Genomic DNA, 15,320 nt, shown 5'->3' with positions numbered 1-15,320 from the left:
TTGCGGCGCGGTCAGTGCGAGTCGCGGCCCTGGGCGCGTAGTTGCTCGTTGATGCGTCGGGCTTCTTCCAGCTGGTCCTCGAGGATGACGATGCGGCAGGCAGCCTCGATGGGGGTTCCCTGGTCGACGAGTTCGCGGGCGCGGGCGGCGACGCGCAGCTGGTAGCGGGAGAAACGGCGGTGACCGCCGTCGGAGCGCAGGGGGGTGATCAGGCGGTGATCGCCCAGGGCGCGCAGGAAGGCGGGGGTGGTGCCGAGCATCTCGGCGGCCCGGCCCATCGTGTAGGCGGGGTAGTCGTCGTCGTCGAGGTTGTCGACGGGGCGGGTTCTGGCAGAGGGCATAGACCTCTTCTTCCTGGGGACGCGTCGGGGGGCCCGGGTGCCATACGGCACCCGGGCCCCGAGCTTTCAACACCATCTACCGGCACACCGTGCCGGCCTTCGTCGTCCGCAGATTCCGCCTGACAGGGCGGGGCTGCGGGGATCGCGGATGCGTGACCGGGGACCACCTTCCAATCCGGGGCCTGCGGTACCCGGGCGGACTCGTCCTCGCCCGGGCGATCCTGATGGCGTTCGGCTCCTTACTTTCGGTTACTTCACTGCACTCATCACGTGACTACTGCTCGCGGCCCCCGGCTGCTACCGGGGGCCGCGTCCTGCTTGACCTGCGTGCGCGGCAGTTCGTCTCTGCCGCGCCCTCATCGACTCCTGGGTACAAGAGAAACCATAGCCCTACCGAACAGCAATGTCTACTGCGGCCAGTGCAGATTTTCTTCAGAGCTGGCGCATGGGAGTGGCTGGCCGCGGCACTACCGCGTCCCCACCGACCTGGTCGACACCGATCGCGGGCCGCCGCGCTGTTTGCCGCGAGGGGCCGGGGTGTTGTCGGTGGTGCCCGGTACGTTGCGGTCATGGGTGTGTATCTGGTGAGTGTCGCCGCGCGGGACTGGTCGCGGCGGGGGGAGGACGGGTACGGGGACGTCGCCGCCGCGCTGAACACCGAGCTGGAGCGACGCGGGCTGCCCCGTCACGAGCTGCGGCAGGACGCGCGGGAGGCGCCGGGCTGGTTCGAGGAGAAGGTCAGCCCGTCCATGGACGGCTTCGTGGCGCTGTGCAGGACGCTGCTGACCGAGGCGGAGCTGTCGGCTCTCCTCGGCTGGAGCGTGCTGGTGCCGTTCTCGCTGGAGGAGGAGATCGTGCTCCCGGTCGGCACCGCATACTCCGGCGAGGACACAGTGGTCGCCGGGGCCCCGCGGGTGCGCGCCCTGGCCGAGCGGCTGGCCGGTGCCGTCGGACTGCCCGTGGAGGCGATACCGGCAGGTGAGAACCTCGCGCTGAGCCTGTGGTTCTCGGAGGGTGGGGCGGAGCGGACCGCCCGGGTGCGGCCGGGGCCGTGGGCCGAGGACCGGGACGCGGCGTTCTACGTGGCGCTCTACCTGCGCGCCGCGCAGTACTCCCAGCGGTACGGCTGCCCGATGACCTACTCCTGAGCTCGTGCCCCTTGAGCTCGTGAGTCCTTGAGCTCGTGAGTCCTTGAGCTCCTGAGTCCTTGAGCTCGTGAGTCCTTGAGCTCCTGAGTCCTTGAGCTCCTGAGTCCTTGAGCCACGGCGGCGGCCGACCGGTTGGAGAGACCGTACACGGGTCCTAGTCCCGCGGGGTCGGGGCCGGCAGTCCGGCGCCGTCGGGGCGGCATGAGCGCCAGTGGCGCAGGCGGCAGGCGGAGTCATCCGTGCCGGGGTGTGTTCACGGCAGCAGGCGTTGTTCCTTCGCGACGGCTACCGCGCCCGCGCGGTTGTCGACGCCCAGCTTGTCGTAGATCCGGCGCAGGTGGGTCTTGACCGTGGCCTCGCTGATGAACAGGGTCCGGGCGATCTCGCGGTTGCCGAGGCCGCGGGCGAGTTGGGTCAGGATGTCGCGCTCGCGGCCGGTGAGGGAGGGGCGCGGGCTGCGCAGGCCGGCCATGACCCGGCTGGCGACGGGCGCGGAGAGCGCGGGACGGCCTTGGGCGGCGGCGTGGATCGCGGCGAACAGTTCTTCCGGGCGTTCGGCCTTGAGGAGGTAGCCGGTCGCGCCCGCCTCGATGGCGCGGGTGATGTCGGCGTCGGTGTCGTAGGTGGTCAGCACGAGGACGTGCGGGGAGGGGCCGGGGGCGGTCGTGAGGCGGCGGGTGGTCTCCACGCCGTCGGTGCCCTCTCCCAGCTGGAGGTCCATCAGCACCACGTCCGGGGCCAGCCTCGCGGACAGGGCGAGTGCTTCCTCGCCGGTTGCCGCTTGGCCGACCACCTCGATGCCCGGGGCACTGTCGAGCAGGGCGAGCAGGCCGGCCCTGACGACCGCGTGGTCGTCGCAGACCAGGATGTGCACGGGGGCAGGGTCCGGGGCCGGGGTGGCGGGGTGGGTCATGGGGTGGTCTCCAGGGGGACGACGGCGGACAGAGCCGTTCCCTCTCGTCGTGTCGACTCGACGGTCAGGGTGCCGCCGAGCTGTGCGAGCCGGGCCCGCATGGCGGGCAGGCCGTGGCCGCGCGTCCCGGCGGGTACGGCTGCTGCCGCCGGGTCGAAGCCGCGGCCGTCGTCGGTGACGTCGAGGACGACCTGGTCGTCGAGGACGGTGAGGGTGAGCACGGCGGTGGTCGCGTCGGCGTGTTCCCGGACGTTGGCCAGGGCCCCCTGGGCGACGCGCAGCAGGGCCGACTGGACGCGGTCCGGCAGCGGTGGGGTCCGTGCGCCGGTGTCCAGGTGGACGCGCACGTCGAGGTGGTCGCCGGACTCGCGGGCGGCCAGGGCGTGCAGTGCGTCGTCGAGGCTGCCGTGGGTGAGGTCTGCGGGGGCCAGGTCGTGCACGAAGCGCCGGGCCTCGGCGAGGTTGTGCTCGGCGACGGAGGCGGCGGACCGAACGTGGTCACGTGCCTTGCCCGGTTCCGACTCCCACACCCGTTCCGCTGCCTGGAGGAGCATGCGCTGGCTGGACAGCCCCTGGGCGAGGGTGTCGTGGATCTCCATGGACAGCCGCTGGCGTTCGGCGAGGGTGCCGGCACGGCGCTCGGACGCGGCGAGTTCGCGACGGGTGCGGAGCAGGTCGTCGATCAGGGAGCGCTGCCGAGCGGCCTGTCTGCGGGTCTGCAGGAACACGGCCGTGGCGATGGCGGCGACGGCCGGAGGCGCGAGCAGCTGGTTCGGGTCGAGGTGCCCGGCGAGTCTGAGCTGCGCGGCGACGACGAACGTCGTCAGGACGGCGACCAGGAGGAGTGCCGCGCGAGTCGGCAGAGTGCGCAGGCCGGTGTAGAAGAGCGGTACCGCGCACCAGGAGAAGCTCGGCGCGAGGACCACGAGCACCATCCACACGGCGACGACCAGCGCGAGCCAAGCCGCTCCGAGCCAGGAGGGTCGTGGATCGGAGGTCGGCCGGGGTTCGGCCGGTCGGGGATCGGTATATGGCCGGTGACCGGACGGGCGGGGATCGGACGATGGCCGGGGATAGGACGGGTGCCGGGGGGTCGGTCGGGTGCTGGCGGGTGCGCGGTGTGGCCGGCGGGGTCGGAGGGATGACAGGCGGGCGGCTCGGCTGCGCTTGGGCGTCCGCCGGTCTGCTCGCCGCCGGTCCGCTCGCCGCAGGTCCGGGTCTGCTGGTGCGTCGGCCGGAGCGGGCCCCAGCAGGTGCAGGACAGCCAGGGCGAACGACAGGGCGATGATCCACGGCGTGCGGGGCTCACCCGGGTGACGTGTCAGGAAGCGGGCCAGGGCACCAGCGAGCAGCAGGAAGAACGCCGCGTGCAGCACGGCGCCCAGCCACCGGTCGTGCGGGTCGTACGGCTTCGGCATTCGCCCATGCCTCCCTTCCAGCGTTCCCCTGTTCGCTTGCGCTGAGCTGCGCAAACACTCCCATTGTCGCGGCTCGGGACGACCTGGGGGTCAACCGATCGGATGACACCGCCATCGTCCGATGCGCACGCCGGGAACAGCCGGACCACCGACCGGGCGGTGCAGGTGACGGGGCGAGGGTGGAGAACACCACGGGCGGCCCGGACCACGGTGGCCGCCCACCCGTCCCGAGGAGCAGACCAGAATGAAGAACCTCTCCAGGCGCGCCCGCATCACCACCGGCGCCGTCGCCCTCGCCGTCGTCGGCGCCGCGGCTTTCGGCACGGTGTCCGCGAACGCCTCCGCGCCGGGCGCCGTCCCGGCGGACTCCGTCGCGGCGGACTCCGTCGCGGCGGACTCCGTCGACTCGGGCGCCACGACCACCTCCACGCATCTGACGATCGACGCCGCCACCCGCGCCGCGCGGGCCGCGCTCGACGCCGCCGAGGCGGAGCGTCAGCGGGTCACGGTGGCCGTCGTCGACCGCAACGGCAACACCGTCGTCACGCTCCGCGGCGACGGTGCGGGCCCGCAGTCGTACGAGTCGGCGGAGCGCAAGGCGTTCACCGCCGTGTCCTGGAACGCGCCCACGTCCGAGCTGTCCGGACGCCTTCAGCAGACGCCGAACCTCAAGGACATCCCCGGCACCCTCTTCCTCGGCGGTGGCGTCCCGGTCTCGGCCCGCAGCGCGCCGATCGCCGGTATCGGCGTGGCCGGAGCACCGTCCGGCACGTTGGACGAGAAGTACGCGCGGGCGGGCGCAGCGGTTCTGGGCCGCTAGCGACACGCGGTCGCGGACCTGTGCGAGGTACGTACAGGACGCGCACGGATTCCGTACGCATGCCGTACAAGATGCCGGCCGGTCCTTCCCTCAGGCCGCCCGAGGGGTCGGCGTCAGGTGCCGGACTCGTCGTTCTCCTCCTCCGAACCGGCCGCGGGCGCTGGGCCGGAGGCACCGGCCGGTCCGGGGGGCGGCGGTCCGGGCTCGGACGCGGCGTTGACGGGCGCGTACCCGCGCGGCATGCCGGGGGCGGAGAGGAAGGCACGCTCCTCCGGCGTGAGACCGTCGTCGGGGGCGGTGTCCTGCTGGGTCATCCTGCGTTGCTCCTCACGTCGTCCCCGGCCCCGGCCCCGGGGCCGGGGCCTTGCGGGGGCGTCCACTGGTCGACGAGTTCCAGTATGTCGATGTCCTCGCCCCGCACGTACAGCCCACGCGTGTTGTGCACCTGAGCGCCGAAGGTGCCGTCGGCCGCCATCCGGTGCGACCGCTCCAGGTACAGCTCAGGCGCCTGCGGGAAGGAGCTGGCGTACGAACGCTCCCCGTACCAACCGCCCACCCAGGTCCCGTCTTTCAGGCGTGCCCTGAGGTAACAGGCGTCCCGGTCGCGGAACATGTGGTCCCACGCGGTCGGCGTTCCCCGGTACCGCGCTCGCAGGCGCCGCTGTTCGAGCCACGACACCGTGAGGGCGGCCAGCGCGGGCAGCGCGAACAGCAGGATCAGCGCGTGGAGGGCGGCTTCGCGGGCGTGACCGGGGAAGCTGTCGGGCCGGACCAGTTCGGCCGGCCGGCTGCCGAGCACCGCGAAGTACAGGCTGTCGAGTACGACCGACACGGTCAGCGCGCGCAGCAGGCGGTGCCCGAGGTCGCTCTCCCCCGGCACCAGGCCGCGCCGGCTCTCGCGGACGAACTGGTAGACGACGCCGGGCAGCAGTGCCACCGCCAGCAGAATCAACTGGGTTACCGTGGCCGGTGGTTGCACAGGGCATCGTCACCTTGTCCGAGCGGAACGACTTCGACGGTCGACAGGTTAGCCAGAAGACACGCGGAATTCTGGGGGCGGTTGATGCGGCGGACCGAGCACGAGGTGGTGGCGGCCTTCGTCGAACAGGTGAGGGCGGCCCTGTCGAGCGGTGATCCCGACGATCTGTACGACCGCAGGCTCGACAAGGCGTTCGTCCGGGCGGTGCGCCGGGCCCGGCGCCATCGTTCGCTGTGCGCCATGACGTTCGAGTCGATGGCGGTGCTGAACCGTGAACGCGCCCGAGAAGGCGCCGGCGCCCCGGCGGATGCCCTGCACGACGTGGGGCTGCTGTTTCTGCACACCCGGTATGCGCCCGACCCCCTGGGCCTGCTGGCCGAGGCGAACGTCCTGCTCGGCGGAGGCCACCGTCCGTCGGCGCGCAGGCGCCCCGGCGGCCGGCGGCCGTTCACCCAGTATCTGTTCGCCAAACGTGACCTCATCCGGCTGCGGGGCGGTGCGGTGGGCGAGGACGTGCTGCGTGATGCACGTGCGCTGGCCGCCGGCTTGCGTGACCCGTACCTGAAGGCCGACATCGACGACTTCCTGCGGTCGCTGGGCGAGACGCCTCCCCCGGCTCCGGCGCCACGCGAGGAGACCCCGCCCGCCGTCCCGCCGCCCGGCATGTTCGCCGCACCGCCGGGATCGGCAACAGCCCGCGATCTGCGTCGCCGGGCGGATCGTGCCCTGAAGGACGCCGACCGGCACGAGGCGGTCTTCCACCGCTCCAAGGATCCCGGCGCGCTGGACGAGGCGGTCGGGGCCATGGCTCAGGCGGCCTGGTGCATGGAGGCGGCCGGGGAGCACGGTCTCGCCCTGGAATGCCAGATGGATGTCGGGCGGCTGTACGCCGCCCGGTTCGCCCGCCTCGGCATCTGGAGCGACTTCGAGCAGGCCGTCGCGCGCATGCGCAAGGTCGTCGACGCTCTGCTGCCGCACCACCATCCGGCGGTGTTCGGCTGTCTCCTGCAACTGGCCGTCACCCTGCAAGGAGGGCACGAGTACCTGTTCGACAAGTTCGGTCCGCGGTGCGGCACGGAGCTGATCGACGCGGCCATCGCCGATGTGCGGCTGGCGTTGCTCGGCGTCGACGCCGGAGTGGCCTCCCCGGACGACGAGGACCTGCCCGGCACGCTGCTGACCGTCCTCGGCCACTGCCTGCTGATGCGGTTCCTGGTCCGGTTCGCCACCGACCCGGACTCCGGTCCGGCCGCCTCCGAACTCGCCGAGGCGGAGAGTGCGCTCGACCGGGCCGCCCTCCTGCTCGGCGACGGGGGTGACGCCCCGGACGTCGCGCTGCCAGGAGGCCGGGCCCAGCCCGGGCGGGCGCAGGTCGTCACGATGCTGCGCGTGTACCGGGTGCAGGCCCGGTTGATGCGCGCCCTGGCCGAGTCCGACGCCGCCGGTGCGCGGGAGCTGATCACCGTCGTACGTGAGCGCATCGCGGCCGGGAAGGACCCGCAGACGCGTGCCCAGTGGCAAGCGATGCTGGGCAGTGCGTATGCCCTGGCCGGGATGACATCCGGCCAGGGCGCTGCCGCGCAGGACGGGGTCGAGGCGCTGGACGAGGCGATCCGGGGCGGCACCGCCTCCGAAGGTCCACAGCGCACGCTGCGCTCGGCCCGTCTCGCCGCCACCCTGGCCATGGGAGAGCAACAGTGGGCGGCGGCCGAGCAGGCGCTGAGGGAGGCGCTGCGGCAGATCCACGCCCTGCGCACGCACGGCATCCCCGAGACCACCCGGCGTGCCTGGCTGCAGCAAGGCCGCAGTCTGGTCGGGGACCTGGTGACCTGTCTGGTCGCCCTGGGCCGGGCGGAGGAGGCAGCGGTGGCCTTCGAGGAGCACCGGGCGGTGCTGCTGTCGGAGGTGCTCGGCGACCGGGCGGACATCGTGGGGCTGGAGCAGGTCGCCCCGGCACTTGCCCGGGACTACGGGACGGCCTCCCGGGAGTTGCACCGGTTCGACGGAAGCGCTGAAGCCCGCCGTGGCGACCACCGCGACAAGCGGCGGGGGCTGCTCGACGACCGCGAGCGGATCGGCCGGCGCATCCGGAAGGTGCCGGGTTTCGCGGACTTCGGGCTGCCGCCTCGCTTCGCCGATCTGGCGGCAGACACGGGCGAGGGCCCGATGGTCCTGCTGAACACCGGTTCCCTGCGCGGAGACGCCCTGGTGCTGTGGGACGGGGAGGTCACGGTCGTTCCGCTGCCCGGCGCTCGCGCCGACCTGCTGGACTCGGCCGCTGCGGACCTGCATCGGGCGCTCGACGCCGCGGACCGGGCCCGCGCGGAGGGCGACCAGGGGGCGTTCGTGCGGGGGCAGCGCGCCGTCTCCGCCGTGCTGGAGCAGCTCTGGGACCGGGTGGCCGCACCGGTGTGGGAGCTGGCCACGGCCGGTCCGGGGGCGCCGGAGCACGGGGAAGGGTCCGGCACGGCACCCTTGCGGATCTGGTGGGTGCCGTCCGGGCCGCTGTGGTTCCTGCCGCTGCACGCTGCCGCGGCTCCCGGCGGGCCGTCGATGACCGAACTGGCGGTGTCGTCGTACGCCCCCACCGTACGCATGCTCCGAGCGGGCCGGCGGCGGCCTCCAGGCCCGGTGCGCGATCCGCTGGTGGTCAGCGTCCCCCGGGCACCCGGCGCGACTCCGGTGCCCGGCGCCGAGGCCGAGGCACGCCTGCTCGCGGACCTGCTGCCCGGGGCCCGGGTACTGGCGGATCGGGAGGCGACGCGGCAGACGGTGTTGCAGGCACTGGGCCGGCACCCCTGTCTGCACTTCGCGGGGCACGGCCGGAACACACCGGACGGCACCGTGCTCGTGCTCCACGACCACCAGACAGACCCGCTGCTCGCCCAGGACGTCCTGCACGAGGACGTGCCGGGCGGCGAACTGGCTTACCTGTCGGCCTGCGAGGCGGCCCAGACCTCGGTGCTCCTGCCCGACGAGGCGACGCACTTCGGCGCGGCACTGTCGGTGGCCGGTTACCGCCATGTCGTCGGCACGCTGTGGCGCGTCGACGACGGCGTCGCCGTCGAGGCGGCCCGCCGCTTCTACGGCCGCCTGACCGGGACGACGACCGTCGACCCGGCGCTGGCCGTGCACCACACGGTGCGTGAACTGCGGGCCGCTTACCCGAGCATGCCGGGCCTGTGGGCAGCCCATGTGCACATCGGCCCGTAGCGGGTGGCAGCATGGGGCTCGGCCTCAACCGGCCGCGTCCCGGGTCCGCGTACGCCCTGCCGGACGGGCCCGGCCCGGTGCACTCGGAGCTGCTTCATCGGGTGCCTTCGGCTACCGGCGGGCCGAAGAGCGCCACGATGTGTGTCGGCCGTTGGTCAGGGGGTTCGGCCGTCGCACGGGGGCGAGCGTCGAGCAGGGCGGCTCCTCGGGTTGCCGCGTGGTCGTCTGTCAGGATTGCGCCATGGGTCCCGATGTCGTGCGTCTCCCCGAACCCCCGGCCCGTGCGGCCGACTTCGAGGACGATTTCACCGCCCCGCACCTCAGGCGGGATCGGTGGGTCGATCACTATCTGCCGCACTGGACGTCACCCGACAGGTCACGGGCCCGTTACGACATCGACCGCGCCGGACTGCGGCTGCGGATCGACGCCGACCAGCCGGACTGGCGCGAGGAGGACGCTCCGCTGCGGGTGTCCAACGTGCAGACCGGCGTCTTCTCCGGGCCGGTGGGATCGCACCGCGGAACGCATCGGCATCGGCCGGATGGGCTCGTCGTGCGCACGCAGACCCCGGAAAGCCTGCTGTGGGCACCCACGGCCGGGCGTGTGGACGTGACGGTCAGTGCGAGTGTGGACAGGGGGTGCATGCTCGCGGCATGGCTCGTGGGGACGGAGCACCTCTCCGAACAGGACACCGGAGAGGTGTGCGTCTTCGAGATCGACGCCGATACCGTCGGTGAGCAGGAAAGCCGCGCCCGTTGCGGGGTGAAGGCGCACTCGGACCGGCGGCTGACGACCGACATGACGGAGGTCGTCCTGCCCCTGAACGCGTCGAAGCCGCACACCTGGACCGTCCTGTGGGGGCCGTCGGGGACGCTCATCGGATGTGAGGGCGTCGTCGTGAAACGGTCGGCACAGGCTCCGGCGTATCCGCTCTTCCTGCTGATCGACCTCTTCGAGATCGGCCCCCGGCCGGACTCCCCGTCGCGCTATCCGAAGACCGCTCGTGTCCATCGCGTACGCGGCTGGGACGCGGATCCCGTGTCCGGCGCGCTGTAGAGGCCGCTCCCCAGCCAGCCCTTCACGGGCGGCCTGCCCGGCCGGCAGCAGAACGGGGACCGGCGCGCGCCACCCGACTGCGGCGCGCGCCTGACGTCGTGTCAGAAGCAGGACCTGGAGACGTTGCCCACCTCGTTGCCCTTGAGCAGGCCGCCCCAGATGTAGTTGTCGTCCGAGAGGAGCACCCATTTGTTGTGGTAGACGCCGTTGGCGTTGACGTAGCCACCCTCGAGCCAGCACTCGGCGCTCAGGTTCTGGTTCGCCGCCACGGGATAGGCGATCCGGTAACCCGTCGAAGGCCCGATGCGCACATTGCCGTTGATCCAGGTCGTGACGGTCTGCGCCTGAATGCTCACCGTCTGGGCCGCGGACCGCTCCGCCGACGGCGCCGGCGCTGCGGCGGCCGGCGCGGCCGCGCCTCCCGCCACCGCGATGGTTGCCGCCGCTGCGGTCATGAGCTTGGTCATCGAGCGTGAAGTGCTGCGCCGCATGGTGGTTCTCTTCCTGTTGAACAACATGTGCCATGTGCCTCGCCAGTGACCGGCGGTCTCCCCGGCGCACACGGGCCGGCGCAATCCGGGCGCACTGACCAGGCACCGGTATCGTAAGAACCCATGTGCGCCGTCGCTCCTGACAGATGTCAGGGGGTGTCCGCCTCCTGCGAGGGGCGCGGAAGCTTCGACGGGGGTGCGGGAACGCCTGGTCACCGTGGCGGCGGACGAGGGGGTGCACGTCGGCGTGGGCCGGGCGGTGGTGGTGATGTGGGCCTTCCTGGCCGCGCCGGTGTGGCTGCACGGCAGAGCAGAGTCGGGCCTCGGGGGTGTTGTGAACAGACAGGACCGGGCGGACGCGGTGGATCGGGAGATGGCCGCGCGTCCTCTGCCTGATGCTGCCGTCCGGGAGTTGGGGCGCTGGTGGAGCGGGTGCGGTGCGGAGTTCGCGGACGGGACCCCGGGCGCGCACACGGTCCGCTACACGCCCAGCCGGTGGACGCGGATCGCCCCGTGGCCCTCGGCACTGGCTTCGAGGTCCCACACCGGCGATGCCGGGATCAGCCGGGCGCAGGTGGTATCGATCGTCACGGACGCGCTGCGGCGTGAGGCTTTCAGAGAGGCCCTGGTCGCCACCTATGTGTGGGGGAAGGGGAAACGCGGCTCCCCCGGCGGCAGCGGTCCCGCCTCCTTGCGGAAGATCCTGAGCGTGGAAAGCCTGGACACCGCGTTGGCCCGTGGGGTCACCACCTTGAGCGAGCACGGTGCAGAGGCTGCTTACGCGGGGCTTCAGGGCCTGGTTCCCGGGCTCGGTCCGTCGTTCTCCACCAAGTTTCTCTACTTCGTCGGCAAGACGGTTCCGTCGGCGACCGGGCCCCAGCCGCTCGTCCTGGACCGGGTTCTGGCCCGGCGTCTGCGGTCCCTGGCCCAGGCAGTCGGCCGGGAGACCGGCCACGACCCCGACGGCTCGATCGCCAACTGGGTCTGGAGGGACGGGAACTGGTCACCGCACCGCTACGCGGTCTACCTCTCCTTCATGGAGGCGGCCACCCGTCAGGCGGCGGCATCGAGTACCTGGCCGTCGGATGCCTCACCCGACCTGCTCGAATACGCCCTGTTCAGCACCTCCTGGACGTGACCGGCCCCGCCGTGCCGTAGGCCGTTTTCGGCAGGCCGCAGGTCGAGGGTCGAGGGTGAAGCCGGTCCCCTGTTCTATGACGGGCGGTGCGCGGTCACCAGCAGGGTGTCAGCGGTGCGAGGCCCGCCGGTGGTGGTGGCAGGCAGCACATCAACGCTGAGGTCGGTGAATCCGGCCCCGTCGAGCAGCTCGGTCCACACGTGCTCGCGGAGGACCCAGCGGCGCATCGTGGTGGTTTCGCCGTCCGGTGTCCTCGCCGGGATGTCGGCGGCCACGGCGTCGGACTGGGCGGGCGCCCCGTTCAAGTAGTGGGCGAGGGTTGCGAACACCAGTCGCCCGCCCGGCTTCAGAGCGGCTGCCGCCGCGGGCAGCAGCTCACGCGGGTCGGTGAGTCCACGGCGCCGAAGACGCTGTACAGCACGTCGTACGTGTCGGTCGTCGACCGTAGGTGGGGCACCGCGTCGGACCGCACGATGCGCAGCCGGGGCGCGAGATGGGCGTAGAGGTCGGTTGCCATGGCGTGCTGGGCGGGCGAGGCGTCGACGGCGACGACCCGGGCCGGCTGGTGATGGACCGCCAGGTGTGCTGCGTGCCGGGCCGTGCCCGCGCCGAGGTCGCCCGCACAGCGGCCGGTCAGGTCACCGAGGACCTCGGGGCCGGGCCCGGCGTCCTGGCTCCAACTCCAGTGGAAGGTGTCGGGAACGGCGCGGTCGCGGGTGGCGCGGGCGCGGCCGTAGTGGTGCCAGAGGTCTGTGTCTGTGGTGCCGGTGGTCATCCGGACCATCCTGGCCGCCGTGACCGGGCCCGCGGACCGTTCGGCTCACATCTCACCCGGGCGGGCCGTCGGTCCCGAGTCGACGCAAGACGGTGGGACCGGAAGGAGGTTCGACGGGAGTTGCCGGTGGCAGGAGAGAGGATGCCGGGATGCCACTGCTGCCGACCACTGTCCCCGCGTCGCTGCTCAGCCTTCACCGCCTCGGCCCCGAGAGCGGGGATTGGGGTGTGAGGGTCGACCACGCCGTGGCGACGGCCGGTCGTGGAGGAGAGGTGACCGCCTGGGCGCGCGGAGAGTCAGGTCCGCCGGTCGAGTTCCGTAGTGAAGAAGTCGGTCAGCTTCTGCACGGCGGGGGTGACGTACTGGTCCTTGTCGTAGAGGTCGACGTGGCTTGCGCCGTCGATCCAATGGCATTCCTTGGGGCCGACCGCCTTCTGGAAGGCCTCGACGGTCATCCACGACGTCACCGCTCGGGTTCCCGCGATCATCAGGAGCGGACGCCGCCCGAGGAGCGGAAGGAGCGCGAACGCGTCGAAGCCGGCCATTCTGTCGATGCTGGTCCAGTCGAGGAAGGACGCTGCTCGGGGGTGCTGTGCGCGGGGGGTGCGGTAGTACTCGAAACCCTCGGCACCGTGCTCGCCGCCCATCGCGCGGGCCTGCTCGACCGATGCGGGGAACAGTTCGAGTGCGGGCGCCTGCTCGCCCCGGGCCGTGGCGGTGCGGGCGTCGGCTGCCGCGCCGAGCATGCCCTGGAACACCGTCGGGTCCTGTGTGCCGTCGGCGCCGAAGCGGAACTGGCGGGCGACGTCCACGGCGCTCACCGTGGCGACGGCCTTGATCCGGTGGTCGCCACCCGCGGCGGGCAGGACGTAGCCGCCGGAGGCGCAGATGCCGAGCGCACCGATCCGGTCGGGATTCACCGCGGGGAGGGTGGTGAGGTAGGAGACGGCGGCTTTGAGGTCCTCGACGCGCTGCGCCGGGTCCTCCAGGTCGCGCGGGGTGCCCCCGCTCTCGCCCTGGTGGGCGGCGTCGAAGGCCAGGGTGATGAAGCCCTGCTCGGCCAGTCGGCTCGCATAGAGCCCGGCCGCCTGTTCCTTGACCCCGCTTCCGGGGTGGCCGACGACGATGGCCGGGCGGGGGCCGCCGGCGGTGGACGGCGGGGTGTAGAGGTGGCCGGCGAGGGCGATGCCGGCGCTGTCGAAGGTGACGTCGGTTCTCATCACGAGGACTCCGTTGTGCTGTCGGTGCTGGACCCGCTGGGGGCCCGGCCGGGCGTCGTGCCGCGGCGTGATCCCAGCGTCGCCGTGCTCCCGCACCGGCAACAGAGCCGGACTTCTGCCCGGGAAGGAATCTGCCCCCTCACCGCGCGGGGGCGAGGGCTCAGAATGTGCGTATGAACGTGCCCTCCGGATCCGGCGAACTCGGTGCCTTCCTCAAGGCCTGCCGCGCTCGGCTGACCCCGCACGACGTGGGCCTGCCCGAGACCGGCGGCCACCGCAAGGTCGCGGGGCTGCGCCGGGAGGAGGTGGCCCGGCTCGCCGCGATCAGCGTCGACTACTACACCCGGCTGGAACAGGGGCGGGTCCAGGCGTCGGCATCCGTGCTCACCACCCTTGCGCGTGCGCTGCGTCTGGACGACGACCAGCAGGTCTACCTCTTCGACATCGCGGGCAGGACCGGCTCCGGACCGCGCCGCCGGCGTGCGGCCCAGCGTGTGCGACCGGCCGTCCGCCGTCTGCTGGAGCAGCTCACCGAGGCTCCCTGTCTCGTCCTGGGCAAGCGCATGGACATCCTCGCCTGGAACCGGGCAGCCACCGCGCTCTACACCGACTTCGCCCGCGTCCCCGCCGCACGGCGCAACTACGTGTCGCTGATGTTCACCGATCCCGCTTTCCGGGCCCTGCACCTGGAGTGGGAACACGACGCACGTGACGTGGTCGCAGCGCTCCGCATGGAGGCCGCGGCCGACCCCGACGACCCGGGTCTCACGCAGCTGGTAGGCGCGCTCTCCGTCCAGGACGCCGACTTCCGCACCTGGTGGGCCGAGCACCACGTCAACTCGGCCGGCTACGGCACCAAGCACTACCGCCATCCGGCGGTCGGCGAGCTGACCCTCGACTGCGACACGTGGGACAGCCCCGACGACTCCGGTCAGCGCCTCATGGTCCTCACCGCGGACCCCGGTTCGCCCTCGCACGACGCGCTGCGCATCCTGATCTCATGGGCGTCCGACGCTCCACGCGGATCAGGCAGCGCGGCGTCGTCCGGCGAGGCGGGCCGGCGGTCCGCGGAGGCCTGAGGCCGGCTCATCCGCCCTCGCGGCCGGGCGCGGCGGTGGCCTCGTCCGTATCGACGCCGAGCAGGTCGAGGGCGCCCCGGACGGCGCGATTGAAGGGTTCGTCGGACTGTTCGGCGCGTGCGAGGGCGTAGCCGCCCTGGACGACGGCGGCCAGGGTCGCGGCGGTCCGCTCCGGCCGCAGCCGTGGGTCCAGGTCGCCGGCCGACTGGGCTTCGGTGACGGCCTCGGTCAGGCAGTCGAGCAGGACCGCGAAGGTCTCCTGGACGGGCGTGCGCAGCGCGTCGTCGGCGATGACGTCCGGATCGCCGGCCAGTCGCCCCACGCTGCATCCCCGGAGCACGTCCCGTTCCAGCAGCAGATAGACGACGATCTTCTCCAGCGCCGAGCCGCCGCCGGAGAAGACCTCGCGGATCCGGGTCTGCATGAGGTGGGCGCTGCGCTGTTCGGCGGCCAGGGCGAGCGCGGGCTTGCCGTCGAAGTGGTGGTACATGCTGCCCTGGCCGACGCCTGACCGGCGCAGGATCGCGGTCGGACTCGTGCCGAGATAGCCCCGGTCCCAGAGCAGTTGCCGGGTGCTCTCGATCAGGCGTTCCCTGGCGGGAGCGGAGGCGGCCGCGTCGGGGGCTGCGGCGGATTTCTTCATGCCCCCACCATACATACATGTATGTATGGTGGGGCGGGCACCGGCGGTCCAAGGCATGGCCGGGCAAATCGATGACGGAGGACTT

At 72.3% G+C, this 15,320-nt stretch carries 14 protein-coding genes and 1 pseudogene; 6 read left to right on the top strand and 9 right to left on the bottom strand.

Translation table 11 applies throughout. From position 1 onward, the window contains the following. Window positions 1-11: 11 nt before the first annotated feature. Window positions 12-341 carry a MerR family transcriptional regulator gene (locus ACIGAQ_RS08460; protein WP_362285530.1) on the bottom strand — a complete coding sequence of 110 codons (330 nt, stop codon included), beginning with the start codon at window positions 339-341 and terminating at the stop codon, window positions 12-14. 569 nt (window positions 342-910) lie between these two features. On the opposite strand from ACIGAQ_RS08460, the gene ACIGAQ_RS08455 reads away from it, so the two are divergent. After that, window positions 911-1,489 carry a hypothetical protein gene (locus ACIGAQ_RS08455; protein ID WP_399780249.1) on the top strand — a complete coding sequence of 193 codons (579 nt, stop codon included), beginning with the start codon at window positions 911-913 and terminating at the stop codon, window positions 1,487-1,489. A 253-nt stretch (window positions 1,490-1,742) separates the two neighbouring features. Here ACIGAQ_RS08455 and ACIGAQ_RS08450 read toward each other — a convergent pair whose 3' ends face one another. Further along, window positions 1,743-2,402: a response regulator gene (locus ACIGAQ_RS08450; RefSeq protein WP_399780246.1), complete on the bottom strand. Its 660-nt coding sequence runs from the start codon at window positions 2,400-2,402 to the stop codon at window positions 1,743-1,745. Beyond that, window positions 2,399-3,820: a histidine kinase gene (locus ACIGAQ_RS08445; protein WP_399780243.1), complete on the bottom strand. Its 1,422-nt coding sequence runs from the start codon at window positions 3,818-3,820 to the stop codon at window positions 2,399-2,401. Before ACIGAQ_RS08445 ends, ACIGAQ_RS08450 begins: the two co-directional genes overlap by 4 nt. A 244-nt stretch (window positions 3,821-4,064) precedes the next feature. Between ACIGAQ_RS08445 and ACIGAQ_RS08440 the strand changes: the two genes are divergently transcribed. Continuing rightward, window positions 4,065-4,640 carry a heme-binding protein gene (locus tag ACIGAQ_RS08440; RefSeq protein WP_399780240.1) on the top strand — a complete coding sequence of 192 codons (576 nt, stop codon included), beginning with the start codon at window positions 4,065-4,067 and terminating at the stop codon, window positions 4,638-4,640. A 113-nt stretch (window positions 4,641-4,753) separates the two neighbouring features. On the opposite strand, the gene ACIGAQ_RS08435 is transcribed toward ACIGAQ_RS08440, so the two are convergent. Together ACIGAQ_RS08435 and ACIGAQ_RS08430 are read right to left on the bottom strand one after the other, a co-directional pair. Continuing rightward, window positions 4,754-4,954, bottom strand: a complete 201-nt coding sequence (locus tag ACIGAQ_RS08435) for a hypothetical protein (RefSeq protein WP_399780238.1) — start codon at window positions 4,952-4,954, stop codon at window positions 4,754-4,756. Beyond that, window positions 4,951-5,619 carry a DUF6338 family protein gene (locus ACIGAQ_RS08430; protein WP_399780235.1) on the bottom strand — a complete coding sequence of 223 codons (669 nt, stop codon included), beginning with the start codon at window positions 5,617-5,619 and terminating at the stop codon, window positions 4,951-4,953. The genes ACIGAQ_RS08435 and ACIGAQ_RS08430 overlap by 4 nt, the downstream gene beginning before the upstream one ends. 84 nt (window positions 5,620-5,703) lie before the next feature. Here ACIGAQ_RS08430 and ACIGAQ_RS08425 point away from each other — a divergent pair, with 84 nt between their 5' ends. Both ACIGAQ_RS08425 and ACIGAQ_RS08420 read left to right on the top strand, forming a co-directional pair. Beyond that, complete coding sequence (locus ACIGAQ_RS08425) at window positions 5,704-8,832, top strand: CHAT domain-containing protein (RefSeq protein ID WP_399780233.1); 3,129 nt, start codon at window positions 5,704-5,706, stop codon at window positions 8,830-8,832. A 241-nt stretch (window positions 8,833-9,073) separates the two neighbouring features. Further along, a complete protein-coding gene (locus ACIGAQ_RS08420) occupies window positions 9,074-9,889 on the top strand; it encodes a hypothetical protein (protein ID WP_399780229.1) in 816 nt (271 codons plus the stop codon). A gap of 101 nt (window positions 9,890-9,990) precedes the next feature. On the opposite strand, the gene ACIGAQ_RS08415 is transcribed toward ACIGAQ_RS08420, so the two are convergent. Next, a complete protein-coding gene (locus ACIGAQ_RS08415; protein ID WP_399780226.1) occupies window positions 9,991-10,380 on the bottom strand; it encodes a hypothetical protein in 390 nt (129 codons plus the stop codon). 196 nt (window positions 10,381-10,576) lie between these two features. Between ACIGAQ_RS08415 and ACIGAQ_RS08410 the strand changes: the two genes are divergently transcribed. After that, a complete protein-coding gene (locus ACIGAQ_RS08410) occupies window positions 10,577-11,518 on the top strand; it encodes a hypothetical protein (RefSeq protein ID WP_399780223.1) in 942 nt (313 codons plus the stop codon). 74 nt (window positions 11,519-11,592) lie between these two features. On the opposite strand, the pseudogene ACIGAQ_RS08405 reads toward ACIGAQ_RS08410, so the two are convergent. Then, window positions 11,593-12,293: pseudogene (locus ACIGAQ_RS08405) on the bottom strand (class I SAM-dependent methyltransferase). Window positions 12,294-12,589: 296 nt separating this feature from the next. After that, entirely contained in the window at window positions 12,590-13,516 is a 927-nt protein-coding gene (locus ACIGAQ_RS08400) for an alpha/beta hydrolase (RefSeq protein WP_399780220.1), read from the bottom strand. Window positions 13,517-13,686: 170 nt separating this feature from the next. On the opposite strand from ACIGAQ_RS08400, the gene ACIGAQ_RS08395 reads away from it, so the two are divergent. After that, complete coding sequence (locus ACIGAQ_RS08395) at window positions 13,687-14,592, top strand: helix-turn-helix domain-containing protein (RefSeq protein ID WP_399780217.1); 906 nt, start codon at window positions 13,687-13,689, stop codon at window positions 14,590-14,592. A 7-nt stretch (window positions 14,593-14,599) separates the two neighbouring features. On the opposite strand, the gene ACIGAQ_RS08390 is transcribed toward ACIGAQ_RS08395, so the two are convergent. Beyond that, complete coding sequence (locus ACIGAQ_RS08390; RefSeq protein WP_399780214.1) at window positions 14,600-15,235, bottom strand: TetR family transcriptional regulator C-terminal domain-containing protein; 636 nt, start codon at window positions 15,233-15,235, stop codon at window positions 14,600-14,602. Between the last annotated feature and the right edge of the window lie 85 nt (window positions 15,236-15,320).

It is taken from the genome of Streptomyces sp. NPDC085932 (assembly GCF_044540525.1).
Classification (GTDB): Bacteria; Actinomycetota; Actinomycetes; order Streptomycetales; family Streptomycetaceae; genus Streptomyces; species Streptomyces levis.
Note: the sequence above shows the minus strand (reverse complement) of the source record. Positions and strands in the feature narration are given on the sequence as shown.

Coding starts and splice junctions, on each gene's coding strand:
- ACIGAQ_RS08460 (WP_362285530.1), bottom strand. CDS start 341: ATGCCCTCTGCCAGAACCCGCCCCGTCGACAACCTCGACGACGACGAC.
- ACIGAQ_RS08455 (WP_399780249.1), top strand. CDS start 911: ATGGGTGTGTATCTGGTGAGTGTCGCCGCGCGGGACTGGTCGCGGCGG.
- ACIGAQ_RS08450 (WP_399780246.1), bottom strand. CDS start 2,402: ATGACCCACCCCGCCACCCCGGCCCCGGACCCTGCCCCCGTGCACATC.
- ACIGAQ_RS08445 (WP_399780243.1), bottom strand. CDS start 3,820: ATGCCGAAGCCGTACGACCCGCACGACCGGTGGCTGGGCGCCGTGCTG.
- ACIGAQ_RS08440 (WP_399780240.1), top strand. CDS start 4,065: ATGAAGAACCTCTCCAGGCGCGCCCGCATCACCACCGGCGCCGTCGCC.
- ACIGAQ_RS08435 (WP_399780238.1), bottom strand. CDS start 4,954: ATGACCCAGCAGGACACCGCCCCCGACGACGGTCTCACGCCGGAGGAG.
- ACIGAQ_RS08425 (WP_399780233.1), top strand. CDS start 5,704: ATGCGGCGGACCGAGCACGAGGTGGTGGCGGCCTTCGTCGAACAGGTG.
- ACIGAQ_RS08420 (WP_399780229.1), top strand. CDS start 9,074: ATGGGTCCCGATGTCGTGCGTCTCCCCGAACCCCCGGCCCGTGCGGCC.
- ACIGAQ_RS08415 (WP_399780226.1), bottom strand. CDS start 10,380: ATGCGGCGCAGCACTTCACGCTCGATGACCAAGCTCATGACCGCAGCG.
- ACIGAQ_RS08395 (WP_399780217.1), top strand. CDS start 13,687: ATGAACGTGCCCTCCGGATCCGGCGAACTCGGTGCCTTCCTCAAGGCC.
- ACIGAQ_RS08390 (WP_399780214.1), bottom strand. CDS start 15,235: ATGAAGAAATCCGCCGCAGCCCCCGACGCGGCCGCCTCCGCTCCCGCC.